The organism is Streptomyces spiralis, from assembly GCF_014654675.1.
In the GTDB taxonomy this organism is placed as follows: domain Bacteria; phylum Actinomycetota; class Actinomycetes; order Streptomycetales; family Streptomycetaceae; genus Streptomyces; species Streptomyces spiralis.
Map to the genome: position 1 here is coordinate 50,731 of NZ_BNBC01000041.1, position 18,420 is coordinate 69,150.

The 18,420-nt window shown below is 71.7% G+C and carries 19 protein-coding genes; 6 read left to right on the forward strand and 13 right to left on the reverse strand.

Annotated elements, in window-relative coordinates; translation table 11 throughout:
• Positions 1-10: 10 nt before the first annotated feature.
• Positions 11-691, reverse strand: coding sequence for a sulfite oxidase-like oxidoreductase (locus tag IE318_RS32850; protein WP_030182097.1), 681 nt, complete (start codon positions 689-691; stop codon positions 11-13).
• Between the two features lie 153 nt (positions 692-844).
• Between IE318_RS32850 and bfr the strand changes: the two genes are divergently transcribed.
• Positions 845-1,363: a bacterioferritin gene (gene bfr, locus IE318_RS32855; RefSeq protein WP_030182095.1), complete on the forward strand. Its 519-nt coding sequence runs from the start codon at positions 845-847 to the stop codon at positions 1,361-1,363.
• A gap of 14 nt (positions 1,364-1,377) precedes the next feature.
• Here bfr and IE318_RS32860 read toward each other — a convergent pair whose 3' ends face one another.
• A complete protein-coding gene (locus IE318_RS32860; protein ID WP_030182091.1) occupies positions 1,378-1,629 on the reverse strand; it encodes a (2Fe-2S)-binding protein in 252 nt (83 codons plus the stop codon).
• Between the two features lie 160 nt (positions 1,630-1,789).
• Positions 1,790-3,142, reverse strand: coding sequence for a class II 3-deoxy-7-phosphoheptulonate synthase (locus IE318_RS32865; protein ID WP_189906218.1), 1,353 nt, complete (start codon positions 3,140-3,142; stop codon positions 1,790-1,792).
• Positions 3,143-3,242: 100 nt separating this feature from the next.
• Between IE318_RS32865 and IE318_RS46690 the strand changes: the two genes are divergently transcribed.
• Together IE318_RS46690 and IE318_RS32875 are read left to right on the forward strand one after the other, a co-directional pair.
• Positions 3,243-3,305: a trp operon leader peptide gene (locus tag IE318_RS46690; protein ID WP_358864531.1), complete on the forward strand. Its 63-nt coding sequence runs from the start codon at positions 3,243-3,245 to the stop codon at positions 3,303-3,305.
• A 100-nt stretch (positions 3,306-3,405) separates the two neighbouring features.
• Positions 3,406-5,331 carry an anthranilate synthase family protein gene (locus IE318_RS32875; RefSeq protein WP_189906222.1) on the forward strand — a complete coding sequence of 642 codons (1,926 nt, stop codon included), beginning with the start codon at positions 3,406-3,408 and terminating at the stop codon, positions 5,329-5,331.
• A 16-nt stretch (positions 5,332-5,347) separates the two neighbouring features.
• Here IE318_RS32875 and IE318_RS32880 read toward each other — a convergent pair whose 3' ends face one another.
• The 4 genes from IE318_RS32880 to IE318_RS32895 form a co-directional block, all read right to left on the reverse strand.
• Positions 5,348-6,376 carry a 6-phosphofructokinase gene (locus IE318_RS32880; protein WP_189906223.1) on the reverse strand — a complete coding sequence of 343 codons (1,029 nt, stop codon included), beginning with the start codon at positions 6,374-6,376 and terminating at the stop codon, positions 5,348-5,350.
• 218 nt (positions 6,377-6,594) lie between these two features.
• Positions 6,595-7,278: a response regulator gene (locus IE318_RS32885; protein WP_189906225.1), complete on the reverse strand. Its 684-nt coding sequence runs from the start codon at positions 7,276-7,278 to the stop codon at positions 6,595-6,597.
• A complete protein-coding gene (macS, locus tag IE318_RS32890; RefSeq protein WP_189906227.1) occupies positions 7,275-8,516 on the reverse strand; it encodes a MacS family sensor histidine kinase in 1,242 nt (413 codons plus the stop codon). Before macS ends, IE318_RS32885 begins: the two co-directional genes overlap by 4 nt.
• Positions 8,517-8,588: 72 nt before the next feature.
• A complete protein-coding gene (locus tag IE318_RS32895) occupies positions 8,589-9,365 on the reverse strand; it encodes a lysophospholipid acyltransferase family protein (protein WP_189906260.1) in 777 nt (258 codons plus the stop codon).
• A 161-nt stretch (positions 9,366-9,526) separates the two neighbouring features.
• Between IE318_RS32895 and IE318_RS32900 the strand changes: the two genes are divergently transcribed.
• A complete protein-coding gene (locus IE318_RS32900; RefSeq protein WP_030182070.1) occupies positions 9,527-10,306 on the forward strand; it encodes an alpha/beta hydrolase in 780 nt (259 codons plus the stop codon).
• Positions 10,299-10,958, forward strand: coding sequence for a hypothetical protein (locus tag IE318_RS32905; RefSeq protein WP_189906229.1), 660 nt, complete (start codon positions 10,299-10,301; stop codon positions 10,956-10,958). The genes IE318_RS32900 and IE318_RS32905 overlap by 8 nt, the downstream gene beginning before the upstream one ends.
• Before the next feature lie 7 nt (positions 10,959-10,965).
• On the opposite strand, the gene IE318_RS32910 is transcribed toward IE318_RS32905, so the two are convergent.
• From IE318_RS32910 to IE318_RS32935, 6 genes are all read right to left on the reverse strand, one after another.
• Entirely contained in the window at positions 10,966-11,715 is a 750-nt protein-coding gene (locus tag IE318_RS32910) for an endonuclease/exonuclease/phosphatase family protein (protein WP_189906231.1), read from the reverse strand.
• A 104-nt stretch (positions 11,716-11,819) separates the two neighbouring features.
• The gene (locus IE318_RS32915) at positions 11,820-12,773 is read right to left on the reverse strand and encodes an ROK family glucokinase (RefSeq protein WP_030182050.1); all 954 of its coding nucleotides are present in this window, start codon (positions 12,771-12,773) and stop codon (positions 11,820-11,822) included.
• Positions 12,774-12,965: 192 nt separating this feature from the next.
• Positions 12,966-13,505, reverse strand: a complete 540-nt coding sequence (locus IE318_RS32920; RefSeq protein WP_189906232.1) for a DUF5304 domain-containing protein — start codon at positions 13,503-13,505, stop codon at positions 12,966-12,968.
• A 57-nt stretch (positions 13,506-13,562) separates the two neighbouring features.
• Positions 13,563-14,732, reverse strand: a complete 1,170-nt coding sequence (locus IE318_RS32925; protein WP_189906234.1) for an ArsA family ATPase — start codon at positions 14,730-14,732, stop codon at positions 13,563-13,565.
• A gap of 125 nt (positions 14,733-14,857) precedes the next feature.
• Complete coding sequence (locus IE318_RS32930) at positions 14,858-15,301, reverse strand: SRPBCC family protein (RefSeq protein ID WP_030182041.1); 444 nt, start codon at positions 15,299-15,301, stop codon at positions 14,858-14,860.
• Between the two features lie 191 nt (positions 15,302-15,492).
• Positions 15,493-16,290, reverse strand: coding sequence for a metallophosphoesterase family protein (locus tag IE318_RS32935; RefSeq protein ID WP_030182037.1), 798 nt, complete (start codon positions 16,288-16,290; stop codon positions 15,493-15,495).
• A 317-nt stretch (positions 16,291-16,607) separates the two neighbouring features.
• Between IE318_RS32935 and IE318_RS32940 the strand changes: the two genes are divergently transcribed.
• Entirely contained in the window at positions 16,608-18,404 is a 1,797-nt protein-coding gene (locus IE318_RS32940) for an AMP-dependent synthetase/ligase (RefSeq protein ID WP_189906236.1), read from the forward strand.
• Positions 18,405-18,420 lie beyond the last annotated feature (16 nt).

Here is an 18,420-nt window from a genome sequence, read left to right on the forward strand (position 1 = left end):
GGCGGAGGACCTACAGCTCGGGTCCGTCGCCCGGTTCCTCCTGGTAGGAGTAGCGCTGTTCCTTCCAGGGGTCGCCGACGTTGTGGTAGCCGCGTTCCTCCCAGAAGCCGCGGCGGTCGGCGGTCATGTACTCCACGCCGCGCACCCACTTGGGGCCCTTCCAGGCGTACAGGTGGGGGACGATCAGGCGGAGCGGGAAGCCGTGCTCGGCGGTGAGGAGCTCGCCGTCCTTGTGGGTGGCGAAGAGGGTGCGCTCGGAGCCGAAGTCGGCGAGGCGGAGGTTGGAGCTGAAGCCGTACTCGGCCCACACCATCACATGGGTGACGTTCGGCGCGGGCGGTGCGAGGTCCAGGATCGTCCGGGCCGGGATGCCGCCCCATTCCGCGCCGAGCATGCTGTACTTCGTGACGCAGTGCAGGTCGGCCACCACGGTGGTGTACGGCAGGGCCGTGAACTCCTCGTGGGTCCAGCAGTGCTTCTCCCCGTCGGCGGTGGCGCCGAAGACCCGGAACTCCCAGCGCTCGGGCCGGAACTTGGGCACGGGCCCGTAGTGCGTGACCGGCCAGCCGCGCTGCAGCCGCTGCCCCGGCGGGAGCTCCGCCTGTGCCGCTCCCCCGAACGCCGCTCCGGACGCTCCTCTCGCACTCGCTCCAGACGCGTCCCCAGATGCGCGTTCCACCGGCTGACCCATGACTCCATCCTGACAGACCGGACGGGGTGCACATGACCAGCCCGGGGATGATTCGGGCAGCTCGCACTAAGTGTGCACTTACTGGACGGCTCTGTATGCCGGTGCAATCATGCGGCGCTATCGGCCCAGACTCGTCCGGAAGGAGCCCGCAGCATGCAAGGCGACCCCGAGGTCATCGAACTGCTCAACGAGCAGCTGACCGCCGAGCTCACCGCCATCAACCAGTACTTCCTGCATTCGAAGCTGCAGGACCACAAGGGGTGGTCGACGCTCGCCAAGTACACCCGGGACGAGTCCTTCGACGAGATGCGGCACGCCGAGATCCTCACCGACCGCATCCTGCTGCTGGACGGTCTGCCCAACTACCAGCGGCTCTTCCATGTGCAGGTCGGGCAGACGGTGACGGAGATGTTCCGGGCCGACCGGCAGATCGAGGTCGAGGCCATCGACCGGCTGCGCCGGGGCGTCGACGTGATGCGCGACAAGGGCGACATCACGTCCGCGAACATCTTCGAGGCGATCCTCGCCGACGAGGAGCACCACATCGACTACCTGGACACCCAGCTGGAGCTGGTGGACAAGCTGGGCGAGGCCCTCTATCTGTCGACGGTGATCGAGCAGAGCCAGCCCGACCCCTCGGGCCCGGGCACGCACGGCTTCTCGGCGCACTAGAGCGCCGGGCGACTCTAGGCCGCGTCGCCGAGTTCCGCCGCCGGAGCCGGCTGGGGCAGGCGGGGGAACGGCGAGGCTCCGCGGTCGGCCAGTTCCCGGCGCGGGCAGCTGCCCCGGCCGAGCAGCGCCTGGATACGCCGGACGCAGCCACCGCAGTCCGTGCCCGCCTTGCAGGCGGAGGCGATCTGGCGGGGCGTGCACGCGCCGTTCTCCGCGTGCTGCTTGACCTGCTGCTCGGTGACGCCGAAGCAACTGCAGACGTACACGCGCGGCTCACCTCCCGCCGGGATCGATCAGTGGTGCCGTCCCGACTTTCTCGGTGAGGCAAACCTAACCTTACCCGCCACACCGGACGGGCAAAAGAGGACGGGGCGCGGACCGTCTGTGATCCGCGCCCCACTCATCGGTCGTCAGCGGGCGACCGCCTCACTGGTCGCGGTACATCTCCGCGACGAGGAAGGCCAGGTCCAGCGACTGGCTGCGGTTGAGCCGCGGGTCGCAGGCCGTCTCGTAGCGCTGGTGCAGGTCGTCGACGAAGATCTCGTCGCCGCCGCCCACGCACTCGGTGACATCGTCACCGGTCAGCTCCACGTGGATGCCGCCCGGGTGGGTGCCCAGCGCCTTGTGCACCTCGAAGAAGCCCTTGACCTCGTCGAGCACGTCGTCGAAGCGACGGGTCTTGTGCCCGGAGGCCGCCTCGAAGGTGTTGCCGTGCATCGGGTCGGTCACCCAGGCCACGGTCGCGCCGGAGGCGGTGACCTTCTCCACCAGCTCGGGCAGCCGGTCGCGCACCTTGTCCGCGCCCATCCGCACGACGAACGTCAGCCGGCCCGGCTCACGGTTCGGGTCGAGGCGCTCGATGTACTGCAGCGCCTCCTCGGCCGACGTGGTCGGGCCGAGTTTGATGCCGATCGGGTTGCGGATCTTCGAGGCGAACTCGATGTGCGCGTGGTCCAGCTGCCGGGTGCGCTCACCGATCCACACCATGTGCGCCGAGACGTCGTACAGCTGTCCGGTGCGCGAGTCGGTCCTGGTCAGCGCCGACTCGTAGTCGAGCAGCAGCGCCTCGTGCGAGGAGTAGAACTCGACGGTCTTGAACTCCTCCGGGTCGGTGCCGCAGGCCCGCATGAAGTTCAGCGCGTTGTCGATCTCCCGGGCGAGCTGCTCGTAGCGCTGGCCGGACGGGGAGGACTTCACGAAGTCCTGGTTCCAGGCGTGCACCTGGCGCAGGTCGGCGTAGCCGCCGGTGGTGAAGGCGCGCACCAGGTTCAGCGTGGAGGCGGAGGCGTGGTACATCCGCTTCAGCCGCTCGGGGTCCGGGACGCGGGCCTCCTCGGTGAACTCGAAGCCGTTGACGGAGTCGCCGCGGTAGGTCGGCAGCGTCACGCCGTCGCGGGTCTCGGTCGGCTTGGAGCGCGGCTTGGAGTACTGGCCGGCGATCCGGCCGACCTTCACCACCGGCACCGAGGCGGCGTACGTGAGCACGGCGCCCATCTGGAGCAGCGTCTTGAGCTTGTTGCGGATGTGGTCGGCGGACACCGCGTCGAAGGCTTCCGCGCAGTCGCCGCCCTGGAGCAGGAACGCCTCGCCCCTGGCGACGGCTCCCATCCGGGCGCGCAGCTGGTCGCACTCGCCCGCGAAGACGAGCGGCGGATACGACTCGAGGTCCGCGATCACTGCGCGCAGAGCCTCGGGGTCGGGGTACTCGGGCTGCTGCGCCGCGGGCAGGTTTCGCCAGGTGTTGCCAGCGCTTGCGCTGGTCTTAGCGTTCACGGTCACCTTCTCAACACTACGGGGTCGCTCCGCGGGTCCAATCATCTGCTCATCAAGTGAGACAGATGGTGCGCGGTCGTGGACGGTGTGCGATAGGGTGCCGGGCATGTTCGCGCACTCGACCCAGAACCAGAACTGGTGGTGGACCGCTTCTCCGGCGGCCCGCTGACTGCGCGTATCCCACACTTCGCGAAGGCCGCCCGAGGGGCGGCCTTCGGTGTGTGCGGCACCCGGGTCGTTCCTCACCCACACCGACGGAAGAGGAACCCATGGACCTGGCACAGCTGCTGCACGATCCCCGCCCGTTCGCGCTGCTCCGGCGCCGTGCCCCCGGGCACGACCACGACCTGGTCGAGCTGCTGCTCGGCCCCGTGAGCACCCGGGAGACCCTGGCCGAGCTGCCCGACGAGGGCCTGGCGCTGGTCCCGTTCCGTCAGATCCGCGAGCGCGGCTTCGACGTCCGCGACGACGGCACCCCGCTGATGGTGCTGACACCCGAGGAGTCGTACGCGATCCCGCTCGCCGAGGCGCTGGCGCAGTTGCCCGCGCACGAGGTCCGGGTCGAGGGCGGCGGCTTCGACGTGGGCGACGAGGAGTACGCGGAGATCGTCGGGCGGGTGCTGGCCGACGAGATCGGCGCGGGCGAGGGCGCGAACTTCGTGATCCGGCGGACGTACGAGGGCCGGATCCCCGGCTTCGGCAGGTCCGACGCGCTGGCGCTGTTCCGGCGGCTGCTGGAGGGCGAGCGGGGGGCGTACTGGACGTTCGTGGTGCACACCGGCGACCGGACGCTGGTCGGGGCGAGCCCCGAGGTGCATGTGCGGATGTCCGGTGGAAGGGGCGAGCGCGAAGCGCTCTCGGTCGAGGGCGGTGGCGGGAGAGGGGTGGGCACCGTCGTCATGAACCCGATCAGCGGGACGTACCGCTACCCGGCCGAGGGCCCGACCCCCGAGCACCTGCTGGGCTTCCTCGCCGACGGCAAGGAGATCGAGGAGCTGTCGATGGTGGTCGACGAGGAGCTCAAGATGATGTGCACCGTCGGCGACATGGGTGGTGTCGTGGTGGGGCCGCGGCTGAAGGAGATGGCGCACCTCGCGCACACCGAGTACGAGCTGCGCGGGCGGTCCTCGCTGGATGTGCGGGAGGTGCTGCGGGAGACGATGTTCGCGGCGACCGTCACCGGCTCGCCGGTGCAGAACGCCTGCCGGGTCATCGAGCGCCATGAGCCCGTCGGGCGGGACGGTGTCGGACGCGGGTACTACGCGGGTGCCCTCGCGCTGCTCGGCCGGGACTCCGGCGGCGCCCAGACCCTGGACTCCCCCATCCTGATCCGCACCGCCGACATCGACGCGGACGGACGGCTGCGCGTCCCGGTCGGCGCGACCCTGGTCCGCGGCTCGGACCCGGCGAGCGAGGTCGCCGAGACGCACGCCAAGGCGGCGGGCGTGCTGGCGGCACTGGGCGTACGTCCAGGCCGGCCGCGCACCGAGCGGGCGCTGCCCCGCCTCGCCGACGACCCGCGGGTGCGGGCGGCCCTGGACGGGCGCCGGGCCTCGCTGGCGCCGTTCTGGCTGCGGATGCAGGAGCGGTCCGACTCCCTCGAGGGGCACGCCCTGGTGGTCGACGGCGAGGACACCTTCACGGCGATGCTGGCGCACGTGCTGCGCTCGGCCGGCCTGGAGGTGACCGTACGGCGCTACGACGAGCCGGGACTGCGCGAGACCGTCCTCGCGCACGAGGGACCGGTCGTGCTCGGCCCCGGCCCGGGCGACCCCTCGGACCTCGCCGACCCGAAGATGCGGTTCCTGCGGGGGCTGGCGGCCCAGGTGATCCGGGAACACCGGCACGGCGTACTCGGGGTGTGCCTGGGGCACGAGCTGATCGCGGCGGAGCTGGGTCTCGAGATCGTACGGAAGGAAGTGCCGTACCAGGGTGCGCAGACGGAGATCGACCTGTTCGGGCGGGCGGAGACCGTCGGCTTCTACAACAGCTTCGTGGCCCGCTGCGACGAGGAGGCGGCACGGGAACTGGCCGCGCACGGGGTGGAGGTGAGCCGGGCGGAGAACGGTGAGGTGCACGCCGTGCGCGGGCCGGGCTTCGCCGGTCTTCAGTTCCACCCGGAGTCGGTGCTGAGCCTGAACGGGGCCGCGGTCGTGCGGGAACTGATCGGGCAGCTGCGCCGCACGACCGTGTAGCCGTCCGGGGCCACCGTCAGCCGAAGAAGACCCCGACCTCCTCGTACAGCTTCGGGTCGACCGTCTTCAGCTTGGCGGTGGCCTCGCCGATCGGGACGCGGACGATGTCGGTGCCGCGCAGGGCGACCATCTTGCCGAAGTCGCCGTCGTGGACGCAGTCGATGGCGTGCAGGCCGAAGCGGGTGGCGAGCCAGCGGTCGAAGGCGCTGGGGGTGCCGCCGCGCTGGATGTGCCCGAGGACGGTGGTCCGCGCCTCCTTGCCGGTGCGCCTCTCGATCTCCTTCGCCAGCCACTCGCCCACCCCGGACAGCCGGACGTGCCCGAAGGAGTCCAGCGACTCGTCCTTGAGGACCATCTGGCCGTCCTTGGGCATGGCGCCCTCCGCGACGACCACGATCGGGGCGTACGACGCCTTGAAGCGGGAGGTGATCCAGGCGCACACCTGGTCGAGGTCGAAGCGTTGTTCGGGGATGAGGATGACGTTGGCGCCGCCGGCGAGTCCGGAGTGCAGGGCGATCCAGCCGGCGTGCCGGCCCATCACCTCGCAGACCAGCACCCGCATGTGGGACTCGGCGGTGGTGTGGAGCCGGTCGATGGCCTCGGTGGCGATCCCGACCGCGGTGTCGAAGCCGAAGGTGTAGTCGGTGGCCGACAGGTCGTTGTCGATGGTCTTGGGGACGCCGACGCAGGGCACGCCGTACTCGTCGCTCAGCCGGGCGGCGACGCCCAGGGTGTCCTCGCCGCCGATCGCGATGAGCGCCTCGACCTCCTGCTTGGCGAGGTTTTCCTTGATGCGCCGGATCCCGTCCTCCTGCTTGAGGGGGTTGGTGCGCGAGGAGCCGAGGATGGTGCCGCCGCGGGGCAGGATGCCGCGCACCGCGGGGATGTCGAGGCGGACGGTGTCGTTCTCCAGGGGCCCTCGCCAGCCGTCCCGGAAGCCGACGAAGTCATAGCCGTACTCCTGCACGCCCTTGCGGACGACGCCCCGGATGACGGCGTTGAGCCCGGGGCAGTCGCCGCCTCCGGTCAGTACTCCGACCCGCATGGAAATGTCCCTTCGCCGCGGTTGCCTGGTGAAGGTCACGCTAATGGTGACGCAGGTCACTTCGGCATGGGCGGGAAAGTCAATTCCGGTGAAATGTCCGGTAGTTGATCACGGCAAATCCACCCGAAAGAGCGGATGAGCCGCGTACGCGGCTTGACGCGAGCGGTCGGCGGGACCGCTCGGCGAGATCGCTGGGCGAGGTCCTTCGGGCGGCGCCCTCAGTCGCCGTCGAGTCCCCGTTCGATGGCGTAGCGGACCAGCTCGACACGGTTGTGGAGCTGGAGCTTGCCGAGGGTGTTCTGGACGTGGTTCTGGACCGTGCGGTGGGAGATGACCAGGCGCTCGGCGATCTGCTTGTAGCTCAGACCCTTGGCGACCAGGCGCAGCACCTCGGTCTCGCGTTCCGTGAGCCGCGGCGCCTTCGGCTCGTCGGCACCGGCCCCGGAGGCGGGGGCGGGCTCGGCGGCCAGCCGGCGGTACTCGCCGAGGACCAGCCCGGCCAGGCCGGGGGTGAACACCGGGTCGCCCACGGCGGTGCGGCGCACCGCGTCGAGCAGCTCCTCCGTGGAGGCCGACTTCAGCAGATAGCCCGTGGCACCCGACTTCACGGCCTCCAGCACATCGGCGTGCTCGCCGCTCGCGGACAGCACCAGGACCCGCAGCGCCGGGTTGGCGGCGAGGAGTTCCTTGCAGACCTGGACACCGGGCTTGGCGGGCAGGTTGAGGTCCAGGACGAGCACGTCGGGGGCGGCGGCCCGGGCGCGGCGCACCGCCTGCTCGCCGTCGCCCGCGGTGGCGACCACGTCGAAGCCGGACTCGGTCAGGTCGCGGGCGACGGCGTCCCGCCACATGGGGTGGTCGTCGACCACCATGACCTTGATCGGGTCCTGCTGTGTGCTCATCTGCTCTCCGCTTTCGTCTTCTTCGGGTTCCTGGGCACCTTCAGCTCGACCTCCGTGCCCTGGCCGGGCACCGAGACCAGCTCGGCGGTGCCGCCGATGTCGCGCAGCCGGCCCTTGATCGACTGGGCGACGCCGAGCCGGCCCTCGCCCTCGGCCTGGGCGAGCCGGCCCTCGGGGATGCCGGGTCCGTCGTCCCGTACGGTCACGAGGACGCACTCCGGTTCGTCCTCGACGAGGATCCATGCCCGGGCGTCCTCGCCCGCGTGCCTGCGGACGTTGTCCAGCGCGGCGCCGACGGCCGCGGCCATCTCCCGGGCGACCCCGGACGGCAGCAGGACCGGCGCGCCGGGCTCCGCGAGGCTGACCCGGGAGCCGGCCCAGCGGGCCAGCAGGGAACGCAGGTCGACGGGGCCGCTCCGGTCGCGCTCCGCGCCGTCCTCGTCGGCCTCGTCGTCCACCATGCGTACGACCGCGCCGTCGGCCACGTCCTGCGAGACCCGGGACACGGGGACCAGCCCGCCGGAGACCAGAGTGCGCAGCGCCACCTCCTGCTCCCCGGCCAGCCGGCCCAACTCCGCGGCCTCGCCGCCGAGGACCGCGCCGCGCCGCTGGACCATGGCGAGCACCTGCAGCACACCGTCGTGGATGTCCCGGGCCAGCCGCTCCCGCTCGCGGGTCGCGGCCTCGATCTCCAGGGCGCGGGCGAGGGTGCGCTCGGAGGCGCGGGCGACCTCGACGACGTAGCCGATGGCGATCGAGGCGACCCAGACCAGGATCACGTTGTGCACGGTGTCGCGGGCCGGGCTGCCGCGCTCGATCAGATTGGCGACGGCGACCGGGGTGGAGGCGAGGGCGGCCCAGCGCCAGCCGCCCTTGAGGGCGAAGGCGAGGACGGAGCCGGCGGTCCAGATCGACGGCAGGGTCGGGCCGTCGTCCGCGATCCGCGCCTGCGTGTCGGCCAGGGGCGTGAGGAGGATGCCGGTCACCGCCAGGGCGAGGTCGACGGCGAGGAACCGTTTGGTGCAGCTCGCGGCGTTCGCGACCCTGGGCAGGGTGGCGAGGGTCCACACGCACAGCACGCAGTAGTAGGCGACGGCGATCCAGGGCCGGGGGAAGCGGTCGTAGGCGGTGGCGAACAGGCCGACCGCGTAGAGCATGGTCAGCACCCGGTAGCCGGCGAGCGCACGCCACAGCGGCAGCTCGACCGACATCCTCATGACACGCTCACGCCTGGGCATGCCCCCCCTTGGTCCTGGTCCGCCGGCTGTGCGGTCCGCCCGTCCCCTTCTGCGCGGTCCTCCCCTACCGCGTCACTGCGCCTTCTTCTCCTTCTCGGCCTTCTCCTTCTCGGCCTGGTCCTTCGCGGCCTGGGCGAGGGCGGCCTTGGCCGCCTTCTCCGCCTCCTTCTCGGCCTTGGCCGCGTCCGCGATCTGCCGCTTGGCGGCGGTCGCGTAGATGTCGACGTACTCCTGCCCCGACAGCTTCATGATCTCGTACATGACCTCGTCGGTCAGCGCGCGCAGCACGAAGCGGTCCTGCTCCATGCCCTGGTAGCGGCTGAAGTCCAGCGGCCTGCCGATCCGGATGCCCGGACGCATCAGCTTGGGGACGACCTTCCCGGGCGGCTGGATCTTCTCCGTGTCGATCATGGCGACCGGGATGACGGGCGCCCCGGTGGCCAGCGCCACGCGGGCCAGACCGCCCGGCTTGCCGCGGTACAGGCGGCCGTCGGGCGAGCGGGTGCCCTCGGGGTAGATGCCGAACAGCTCGCCGCGCTCCAGCACCTCGATGCCGCTCTTGATCGCCGCCTCGCCCGCGCCGCGCGCGCCGGAGCGGTCCACGGGGAGCTGGCCGACGCCCTTGAAGAACGCGGCGGTCAGCCGGCCCTTCACTCCGGGCGTGGTGAAGTACTCGGCCTTCGCGATGAAGGTGACCTTGCGGTCGAGGACCACGGGCAGGAAGAACGAGTCCGAGAACGACAGGTGATTGCTCGCCAGAATGGCGGGGCCCTCGGCCGGAATGTTCTCCAGGCCCTCCACCCAGGGCCTGAAGGCGAGCTTCAGCGGCCCCCCGATGGCGACCTTCATCGTGCCGTAGAACAACCGACTGCCTCCTGTGTGTGTCGATCAGACCATAACCCCAAGTGGTGCCGAAGGAGCCGACGACCCTGGTCGGTGTCAATGCCGTCGCGTACGGTGAAGTACCTGTCATCGACGTGCTGAGCCGATTCCACGAACAGGAGACCGACGTGCCGGTCCTCCCCGGAGCCGAGCCGTTCCGCCATGAGGGCGGGGAGGTCGGCGTCCTCCTCTGCCACGGCTTCACCGGTTCCCCCCAGTCGCTGCGTTCCTGGGCCGAGTATCTCGCCGAGCGCGGCCTGACCGTCTCGCTCCCGCTGCTGCCCGGGCACGGGACGCGCTGGGAGGACATGGCGATCACCGGCTGGCAGGACTGGTACGCGGAGGTGGACCGCGAGCTGCGCGCCCTGCGCGAGCGGTGCGCGCACGTGTTCGTGGCGGGGCTGTCCATGGGCGGTGCGCTGGCGCTCCGGCTGGCGGCGCGGCACGGGGACGCGGTCGCCGGGGTCGTGGTGGTCAACCCGGCAAACAAGGTGCACGGCCTGTCCGCGTACGCCCTGCCCGTCGCCCGGCACCTGGTGCGCACCACCAAGGGCATCGCCAGCGACATCGCCAAGGCGGACAGCGCGGAACTGGGCTACGACCGGGTCCCGCTGCACTGCGCGCACTCGCTCAGGGCCTTCTTCCGGCTGGTCGACGGCGAGCTTCCGCAGGTCACGCAGCCGTTGCTGCTTCTGCGCAGCCCCCAGGACCATGTGGTGCCGCCGGCCGACTCGGCGCGGATCCTCAGCCGGGTCTCCTCCGTGGACGTCACCGAGGTGCTGCTGGAACACAGCTACCACGTCGCGACGTTGGACAACGACGCGGACCGGATCTTCGGGGAGAGCTTCGGCTTCATCGGCCGGATCGCACCCAGTGTCGGCAAGGAAGGGACGGCGGCAGGTGGCTGAGCACGACTCCGACCGCGAGGGCCGCGAGAACCGCGAGCCGGTCGAGCCGGTGAAGCCGGCGGCCGATGCGGCCGATGCAGCCGGATCCGACGAGCCGGGCGGGCCGGAAGGCGGCACGCCCTTCGACGAGGAGGCCGCCTGGGCGGCGATCGTCGCCGGGTACGGCGACGAGCCGCCGGACCCGCCGGGCGCGCGGCCGTTCCGGCCGATCGAGGACCTGGTGCTGCCGGACATGCCGGGCGAGGACGACGATCCTCCCCGGTCCGAGCGGCCGAAGGAGGAGGGGAAGCCGGCCCCGGCCGGCCCGCCGCTCGGCAGCTCCGTCTCCTTCGCGCCGGGCGTCGCGGGCCCGCGCGACTACTCGCCGCGCGAGCCGTCCGACGACGACTTCGGCGATGACGACGAGGGCCACTTCGTGCCGCCGGAGCCGCCGCCGCTGCCCGATGCGGACGCGACCGCCAAGTTCGCCTGGCTCGGCGTCGTCGGCGGCCCGGTGCTGCTCCTGCTGGCCGTGCTGCTCGGCTGGGACATGACCTGGTGGCTGACCACCCTCTGCATCGGCGGCTTCCTCGGCGGCATCGTGACCCTGGTGGCCCGCATGAAGCCCGGCGACGAGGACGGAGACGACCCGGGCCGCGGGGCGGTGGTGTAGACACCCCCTAGGGGGTCGCCGGGATCTTGAGGGCGGCCAGGACCGGGAGGTGGTCCGTGGCCGATCGGAGGTCCTGCGCGGTCACTCCGGGGTGGTCGTGGGGGACGCCGCAGGCGAGGATCTCGATGCCGGGGGTGGCGAAGATCGCGTCGATGCGGCGGTCGGGCTCAATGGCGTTCCAGGTGAGTTCGCCGCCCCAGGGGGCCGTGGCCCGGGCGTCCTGGAGGGTGGCGGCCAGGCGGCGGAACGTCGGGCCGTCCGGTGCCTCGTTGATGTCGCCGCCCGCGATCGCATGCTCGACGCCCATCCCGGCCAGCCGGTCCAGGAGCATGCCGCCCTGCTCGTAGCGCTCGTTCCGGTCGAGCGAGAGATGGCAGCCGAGCACGCCGAGCCGGGCACCGCCGAACCGGACGACCGCCGTGGCCAGGCCCCTGCGGTGCATCCCCGGGGTGAGCGGCAGCAGCACGTCCTCGGTCCGCTCGACGGTGGCGCGCAACGAGCACAGCAGCGCCGGACCCGCGGCCGTGGCGCCCCCGGTGAGCATCACCAGATCCGACTTCCGCGCCAGCCGCGCCAGCTTCTTGCGCCAGCGGAAGAACCGGGGCGCCTCCTGGAGGAGGACGAGATCGGGCGCGCAGGCCCTGATCACCCGGGCGAGGGCGTCGGTGTCGTCCCGCATGGACCGGATGTTGTAGGTCAGGACGCGGATGACGGCGGAACCGTCCGGTTCCGTACGGGAGTTGGGAAGCAGCGCCATGTGGATCAATGTACGCCCAGGGCCGGGGCGCGAGGTTCATGGGCGACCGCCGGTCCGTCGTGGCCCGTCGCGCCGCTCCCCGCGCCCCTGTACCGCACGGCGTCTCACATGATCGGGTCGGGCTCCCGGGCGAGGTCGGCCGCGCCCACCAGGCCGGCCTTGTTGCCGAGCTGGGCGGCCAGCACGTCGGCGACCGGGCGCCAGTTGCCGCCGACCAGCCAGCGCTTGTAGGACTTGCGGATCGGGTCCAGGACCAGCTCGCCCTCGTCGGACAGGCCGCCGCCGACGATGAAGGCGGACGGGTCGAAGAGGGAGGCCAGGTCGGCGAGGCCGGCGCCGACCCAGCGGGCCAGCTCGCGGTAGGAGTCGACGGCGACGGGACAGCCCTGGCGGGCGGCCATCGAGATGTGCTTGCCCTCGATCCCCTCGGGGGTGCCGTTGCCGAGGGCCAGCAGCACCTGGGCGCTCTCCGGGGTGGCGTTGGCGCGCTGCTTGGCGTACCGCACGAGCGCGCGGCCGGAGGCGTACTGCTCCCAGCAGCCCTGCGAGCCGCAGCCGCACAGCAGGCCGTCCGGGACCATCCGGATGTGCCCGAACTCGGCGGCCACGCCGAAGTGGCCGCGGCGCAGCTTGTTGCCGATGATGATGCCGCCGCCGAGACCGGTGCCGAGCGTGATGCAGATGACGTTGCGGTGGCCCTTGCCGGCACCGAACTTGTACTCGCCCCAGGCCGCGGCGTTCGCGTCGTTCTCCACGACGACCGGGAGGCCGACGCGCGCCTCGACCTTCTCCTTCAGCGGCTCGTTGCGCCAGTGGATGTTGGGCGCGAAGTAGACCGTCGAGCGCTGCCGGTTGACGTAGCCGGCGGCCCCGATGCCCACGCCGACGATCTCGTGCCCCGCGCGTGCGCCCTCCACCGCCGAGGCGATGGCGTCCACGATGGCCTCGGGCGTGGTGGGGGTCGGCACCTTGAAGGTCGAGAGGATGTTGCCTTCCTCGTCGACCACGCCGGCCGCGATCTTCGTGCCGCCGATGTCGACGCCGATGGTGAGTCCCATGAATCCCTCAGTTTCGGTCGAGCCCCGCTACGGCCAACCGTACCCGAGGCCCTGCCGTCGGATTCGCCTCGTCCACCCGCTGGGCAGGCGGGACGCCGCGGCAGGACGGGCGGTCCGGGGCGGCGGGACGGCCGGTCCAGGACGACAGGACGGCAGAACGGCAGGACGACACGGTCCGGGACGGCAGGACGGTCAGTCCAGGTCGATGCGTTCCCCGCCGCCGGCGCCCTCGCCCCCGTCGCGGCGGTCGTCGCGGTCGTCCAGGCCGTCCCTCAGGTCGTCGTCCAGGCCGCTCGCACGGGACGTCCAGCGGCGCTCCTGGGCCTCGACGGCCGAGCGGTAGGCGGCGAGGAGCTCGCTGCCGGCCGCGGCCAGGTGGTCGAAGACGTCCGGGTTGCGCTCGATGACGGGTTCCACGGCCGCCTTCGCCTGCTGCACGACCTGCCGCACCACCTGCTGGGCTGCGGGCCCGGCGACCGCGCCGAGCAGCGGCGTCTGCAACGAGGACAGCTTGTCGGCGACCGTGTCGACGAACTTGCGCAGCTCCTCGGCGGCCGAACCCGGCGGCGGGCCGTACTGCGCGCGGCGCCGGGCCTGCTCCTCCGCGAGGTCCTCGGCGCAGGCCGTGGCCCACGCGTCGGTGTCACCGGCGTGCCGCGCCTCGTCGGCGGTCTGCTCCTGAGCCACGTCGTCCCGAGCGGCGTCGGACGGTGGGCGCTCTTCGCTGCTCATGGCGGACTCCTGACTACGGTTCGTCCTTCCGACGTTACCCGAACGGGCGGACGCCCTTCACCTCTCGCGGGGCCACAGCGCGGGGTCCGGGGCGAACCGGATCCGCAGCTCGCCGTCGCGCAGCGCGGCGCCGTCGACCGTGCACCGGCGCAGCGCCGAGGGCAGCGGGACGATCCGGCGGAAGGGGCCGGCGGTCAGCACGAGTTCGTCGCCGCGCCGCACGAGATCCAGCTCCTCGCGCACGGCGCCGGGCAGGGGAATGCACCACACCAGCACGCCGTCCTCGGCGAGCCGGTCGGTGACCGGCCATTCGACCGGGACGGACGCCGGGTCGGCACCGGGCACGGCGAGGGCGGCGAGGTCGTCCGGGCCGCGCGGGTCCCGGCCCAGGTGGGCGGCCGGATGGACGGTGTACGTCTGCCGCCACTCCTCCAGGGCCTTGCGCTGCTGGGCCACCGGGCCCGCCAGCCAGGAGTCCGCGGGCGCCTCGGGCAGGACCCTGGTGGCGACCAGGGACTCCAGGGGCAGTGCGCGTACGGCCAGTCCGAGCGCGACGCCGTGCACGGCGTCCAGGCCCGCCGGTCCGGGCTCGGCCACCAGGCGTACGGCGGTGCCCGGGTCGGCGACGACGGCCTCCACGGCGGCCAGCTCCACGTCCCAGCGGGAGGCGGTCTCGTACAGCCACTCGGCCGGCATGGGCACACCGGCCAGCCGGCCGAGGACGGGACGCAGCGCGCGGGCGGCCTGCCGCTCGGGCGGGAGCAGCCGGCGCAGGTATCGGCGCAACTCGGCGGGCAGGGCGAGCAGCGCGAGGGCCTGCGGGGCGGGCGGCAGGTCGACGACCAGCAGTTCGAACCGCTCGGACAGGGCCGCGTCACGCAGTGCGCGCAGCAGGGCCAGCTCCTCGGCGCCGGGCAGCGGGGTGACCTCCTCGGCGTCCAGGCGGGCGGCTCCGAGCAGGTCGAGGACGCCTGCCGCGCGGTCCTGGAAGGCGGCGAGGTCGGCGCGGAAGCCGGCCGCTGCGTCGGGGCGCCACGCGGTGAGGTCCGGCGCGACCCGCACCGGCTCCGCGCCCGTCGCCGTGCCGAGCGCCGCACCCAGGGTGTCGGTGCGGTCGGCGCTGAGGACGAGGGTGGGGGTGCCCTCGCGGGCGGCGGTCAGCGCGGTGGCCGCGGCGACGGTGGTACGGCCGGAGCCGCCTGGGCCGGTGATCAGGAGGGTGCGCATGGGGTTGAACGCTAGCCGCATTCAACGGCTCGTTCGGCTACGGGGCGCCCGAGCCGGTGCCGGGACGGGTCCCGGCGCGCCTCTGCGCAGCCCGCTGCTCCTCGCCCGACTCGACCAGTCCTCGCCTACTTCTCGCCCGACTCCACACGCTTCTTCAGACCCGCCAGGGCGCGGTCGATGATGACCTTCTCGGCCTTGCGCTTGATCATGCCCAGCATGGGGATCTTGACGTCGACCGTGAGCTGGTAGGTGACCTCGGTCGAGCTCGCGCCCACCGGCTTCAGCAGGTAGGAGCCGTCGAGCGAGCGCAGCATCTGCGACTTCACCAGGGTCCAGGAGACCTCGTTGTCGCCGGTCCAGGTGTAGGCGAGGGTCTGGTCGTCCTTGATGGCGCCCGCGTCCATGACGAGGCGGACCTGCTCGGCGCGGCCGTGCTCGTCGGCCGTGAGGACCTCGGCCTCCTTCACCTCGCCCGTCCAGTCGGGGTAGCGCGCGAAGTCGCTGATCACCCCCATGACGTCGGCCGGTGCCGCCTCGATCGTGATGCTCGAGCTGGTGTGTTCCGCCATCGCCGTGGCTCCTCCAGATGCGGGCCGGAAGTCGGGTCGTGTGCGCACGTGTGTGCAGCGTGAAGGCTACCGCGCAGGCGGGCGCCGGACTCCACCCCCACCTGCGGACATGACGGGAAGGTGGCGCGAAGGGATCACCCGGCCGAAGCGGTCGTCAACGATCACCGACGGTCACCACCGAAGGACAACGGTCACCACCGAAGGACCCAGGGCCTGCCCGTGCCCGCGAAGTGTCCTACGTTGACGCACTCGGTCGCGCCGATGCGCATGCGCCGCACCAGCGGCTGGTGGACGTGGCCGAAGAGCGCGTAGCGGGGACGGGTGCGGCGGATGGCGTCCAGCAGGGCGCGGCTGCCGCGTTCGAAGCGGCGGGCGACGGTGTCGTAGACGAGTTCGGGCACGTCGGGCGGGATGTGGGTGCACAGCACGTCGACCTCGCCGACGGCCTCGATCTTCGCGGCGTACTCCTCGTCGCCGATCTCGTAGGGCGTGCGCATGGGGGTGCGCAGTCCGCCGCCGACGAATCCGAAGACACGGCCGCCGATCTCCACCCGCTCCCCGTCGAGCACGGTGGTGCCCTTGCGCGCGTACTCCTTCCACAGCGGCGGCATGTCGACGTTGCCGTAGGTGGCGTACGTGGGGGTGGGGAAGGCGGCGAAGAGCTCCGCGTACTGCTTGCGCACGGCCTGTTCGATCACCTGGGCGCGGTCGCCGTCGATGCCCGCCCACAGCCGGGCGCCGAACTCGCGCGCTTCGGCGAAGCGGCGGGCGGTGCGCAGTTCGACGATGCGGTCGGCGTTCTCCGTGCCGAAGAGGTCGGGGAAGATGCCGCGCGAGTGGTCGGCGTAGTCGAGGAAGAGGATCAGGTCGCCGAGGCAGATCAGCGCGTCGGCACCCTCGCCGGCCCGGGCCAGGTCGCGGGCGTTGCCGTGCACGTCGCTGACCACGTGGATCCGCATCCCGCGGTCGGGCTCTGGTGTGGGTGCCATGGCGATCAAGGGTAGGGGGAGCGCTGCTCTTGTGAACAGTGACGACAGAGCCCCTTGTTACTGGCCAGTTGTTCAGCGGGTCTACTACTGTGCGCGAAGAAACACCCATCGTGTGACGCAGCGAACATCTCGCCGGGAACCCCTGTCGAAAAAGCCATACCGGCGGGTAACCTCCGGGCAGTCCAGTCGTGCTCTGGATTTCAACCACTGAGCCCGAAACGGCTCCCGGCGAAGCCCCGGGCACGGATTCGAGCCTTGGACCGCACCGTCGCATCACACAACGTCGTGGCGCCGGCGCCCTATGAGGAGCAGCAGTCTTGCGCGAGTTCAGCCTTCCGGCTTTGTACGAGGTCCCTGCGGACGGCAATCTGACCGACATCGTCCGCAGAAACGCCGCGCAGTACCCCGAGGTCGCCGTGATCGCACGGAAGGTCGGCGGTGTCTGGCAGGACGTCACCGCACGGGCGTTCCTCGCCGAGGTGCACGCCGCCGCCAAGGGCCTGATCGCCTCCGGCATCCAGCCGGGCGACCGGGTGGGCCTGATGTCCCGTACGCGGTACGAGTGGACGCTGCTGGACTTCGCGATCTGGAGCGCGGGCGCCATCACCGTGCCGGTGTACGAGACCAGTTCGCCGGAGCAGGTCCAGTGGATCCTCTCCGACTCCGGCGCGACCGCCTGCGTGGTGGAGACGGACGCGCACGCCGCCGCCGTCGAGTCGGTGCGCGAGAGCCTGCCCGCCCTGAAGAACGTCTGGCAGATCGAGGCCGGCGCCGTCGAGGAGCTGGGCCGCGCCGGGCACGGGATCAGCGACGCCTCGGTCGAGGAGCGCAGCTCGCTGGCGAAGGCCGACGACCCGGCGACCATCGTGTACACCAGCGGAACCACCGGCCGCCCCAAGGGCTGTGTGCTCTCCCACCGCAGCTTCTTCGCCGAGTGCGGGAACGTGGTGGAGCGGCTGCGGCCGCTGTTCCGCACCGGTGAGTGCTCCGTACTGCTGTTCCTGCCGCTCGCCCATGTCTTCGGGCGGCTGGTCCAGGTCGCCCCGATGATGGCGCCGATCAAGCTGGGCTGCGTCCCGGACATCAAGAACCTCACCGACGAGCTGGCCTCGTTCCGCCCGACGCTGATACTGGGCGTCCCGCGCGTGTTCGAGAAGGTGTACAACTCGGCGCGCGCCAAGGCGCAGGCGGACGGCAAGGGCAAGATCTTCGACAAGGCCGCCGACACGGCGATCGCGTACAGCAAGGCGCTGGACACCCCGTCGGGCCCGTCGCTCGGTCTGAAGATCAAGCACAAGACGTTCGACAAGCTGGTCTACAGCAAGCTGCGCGCGGTGCTCGGCGGGCGCGGCGAGTACGCCATCTCCGGCGGCGCGCCGCTCGGTGAGCGGCTCGGCCACTTCTTCCGCGGCATCGGCTTCACGGTGCTGGAGGGCTACGGCCTGACCGAGTCCTGTGCGGCGACCGCGTTCAACCCCTGGGACCGGCAGAAGATCGGCACGGTCGGGCAGCCGCTGCCCGGCTCGGTGGTCCGTATCGCCGACGACGGCGAGGTGCTGCTGCACGGCGAGCACCTGTTCAAGGAGTACTGGAACAACCCGGGCGCCACGGCCGAGGCGCTGGCCGACGGCTGGTTCCACACCGGGGACATCGGCACCCTCGACGAGGACGGCTATCTGCGGATCACCGGCCGCAAGAAGGAGATCATCGTCACCGCGGGCGGCAAGAACGTCGCCCCGGCCGTGATCGAGGACCGCATCCGGGCGCACGCGCTGGTCGCGGAGTGCATGGTGGTGGGCGACGGGCGTCCGTTCGTGGGCGCGCTGGTCACCCTCGACGAGGAGTTCCTCGGCCGCTGGGCGGCCGAGCACGGCAAGCCGCAGGGCTCCACCCCGGCGTCGCTGCGCGAGGATCCGGATCTGCTCGCCGCCCTCCAGACGGCCGTCGACGACGGCAACGCGGCGGTGTCGAAGGCGGAGTCGGTCCGCAAGTTCCGCGTCCTGCCCACCCAGTTCACGGAGGAGTCAGGCCACCTCACCCCGTCCCTGAAGCTCAAGCGGAACGTGGTGGCCAAGGACTTCGCGAACGACATCGAGGCGATCTACGCGAAGTAGGGCCGCAGGGGCCGGC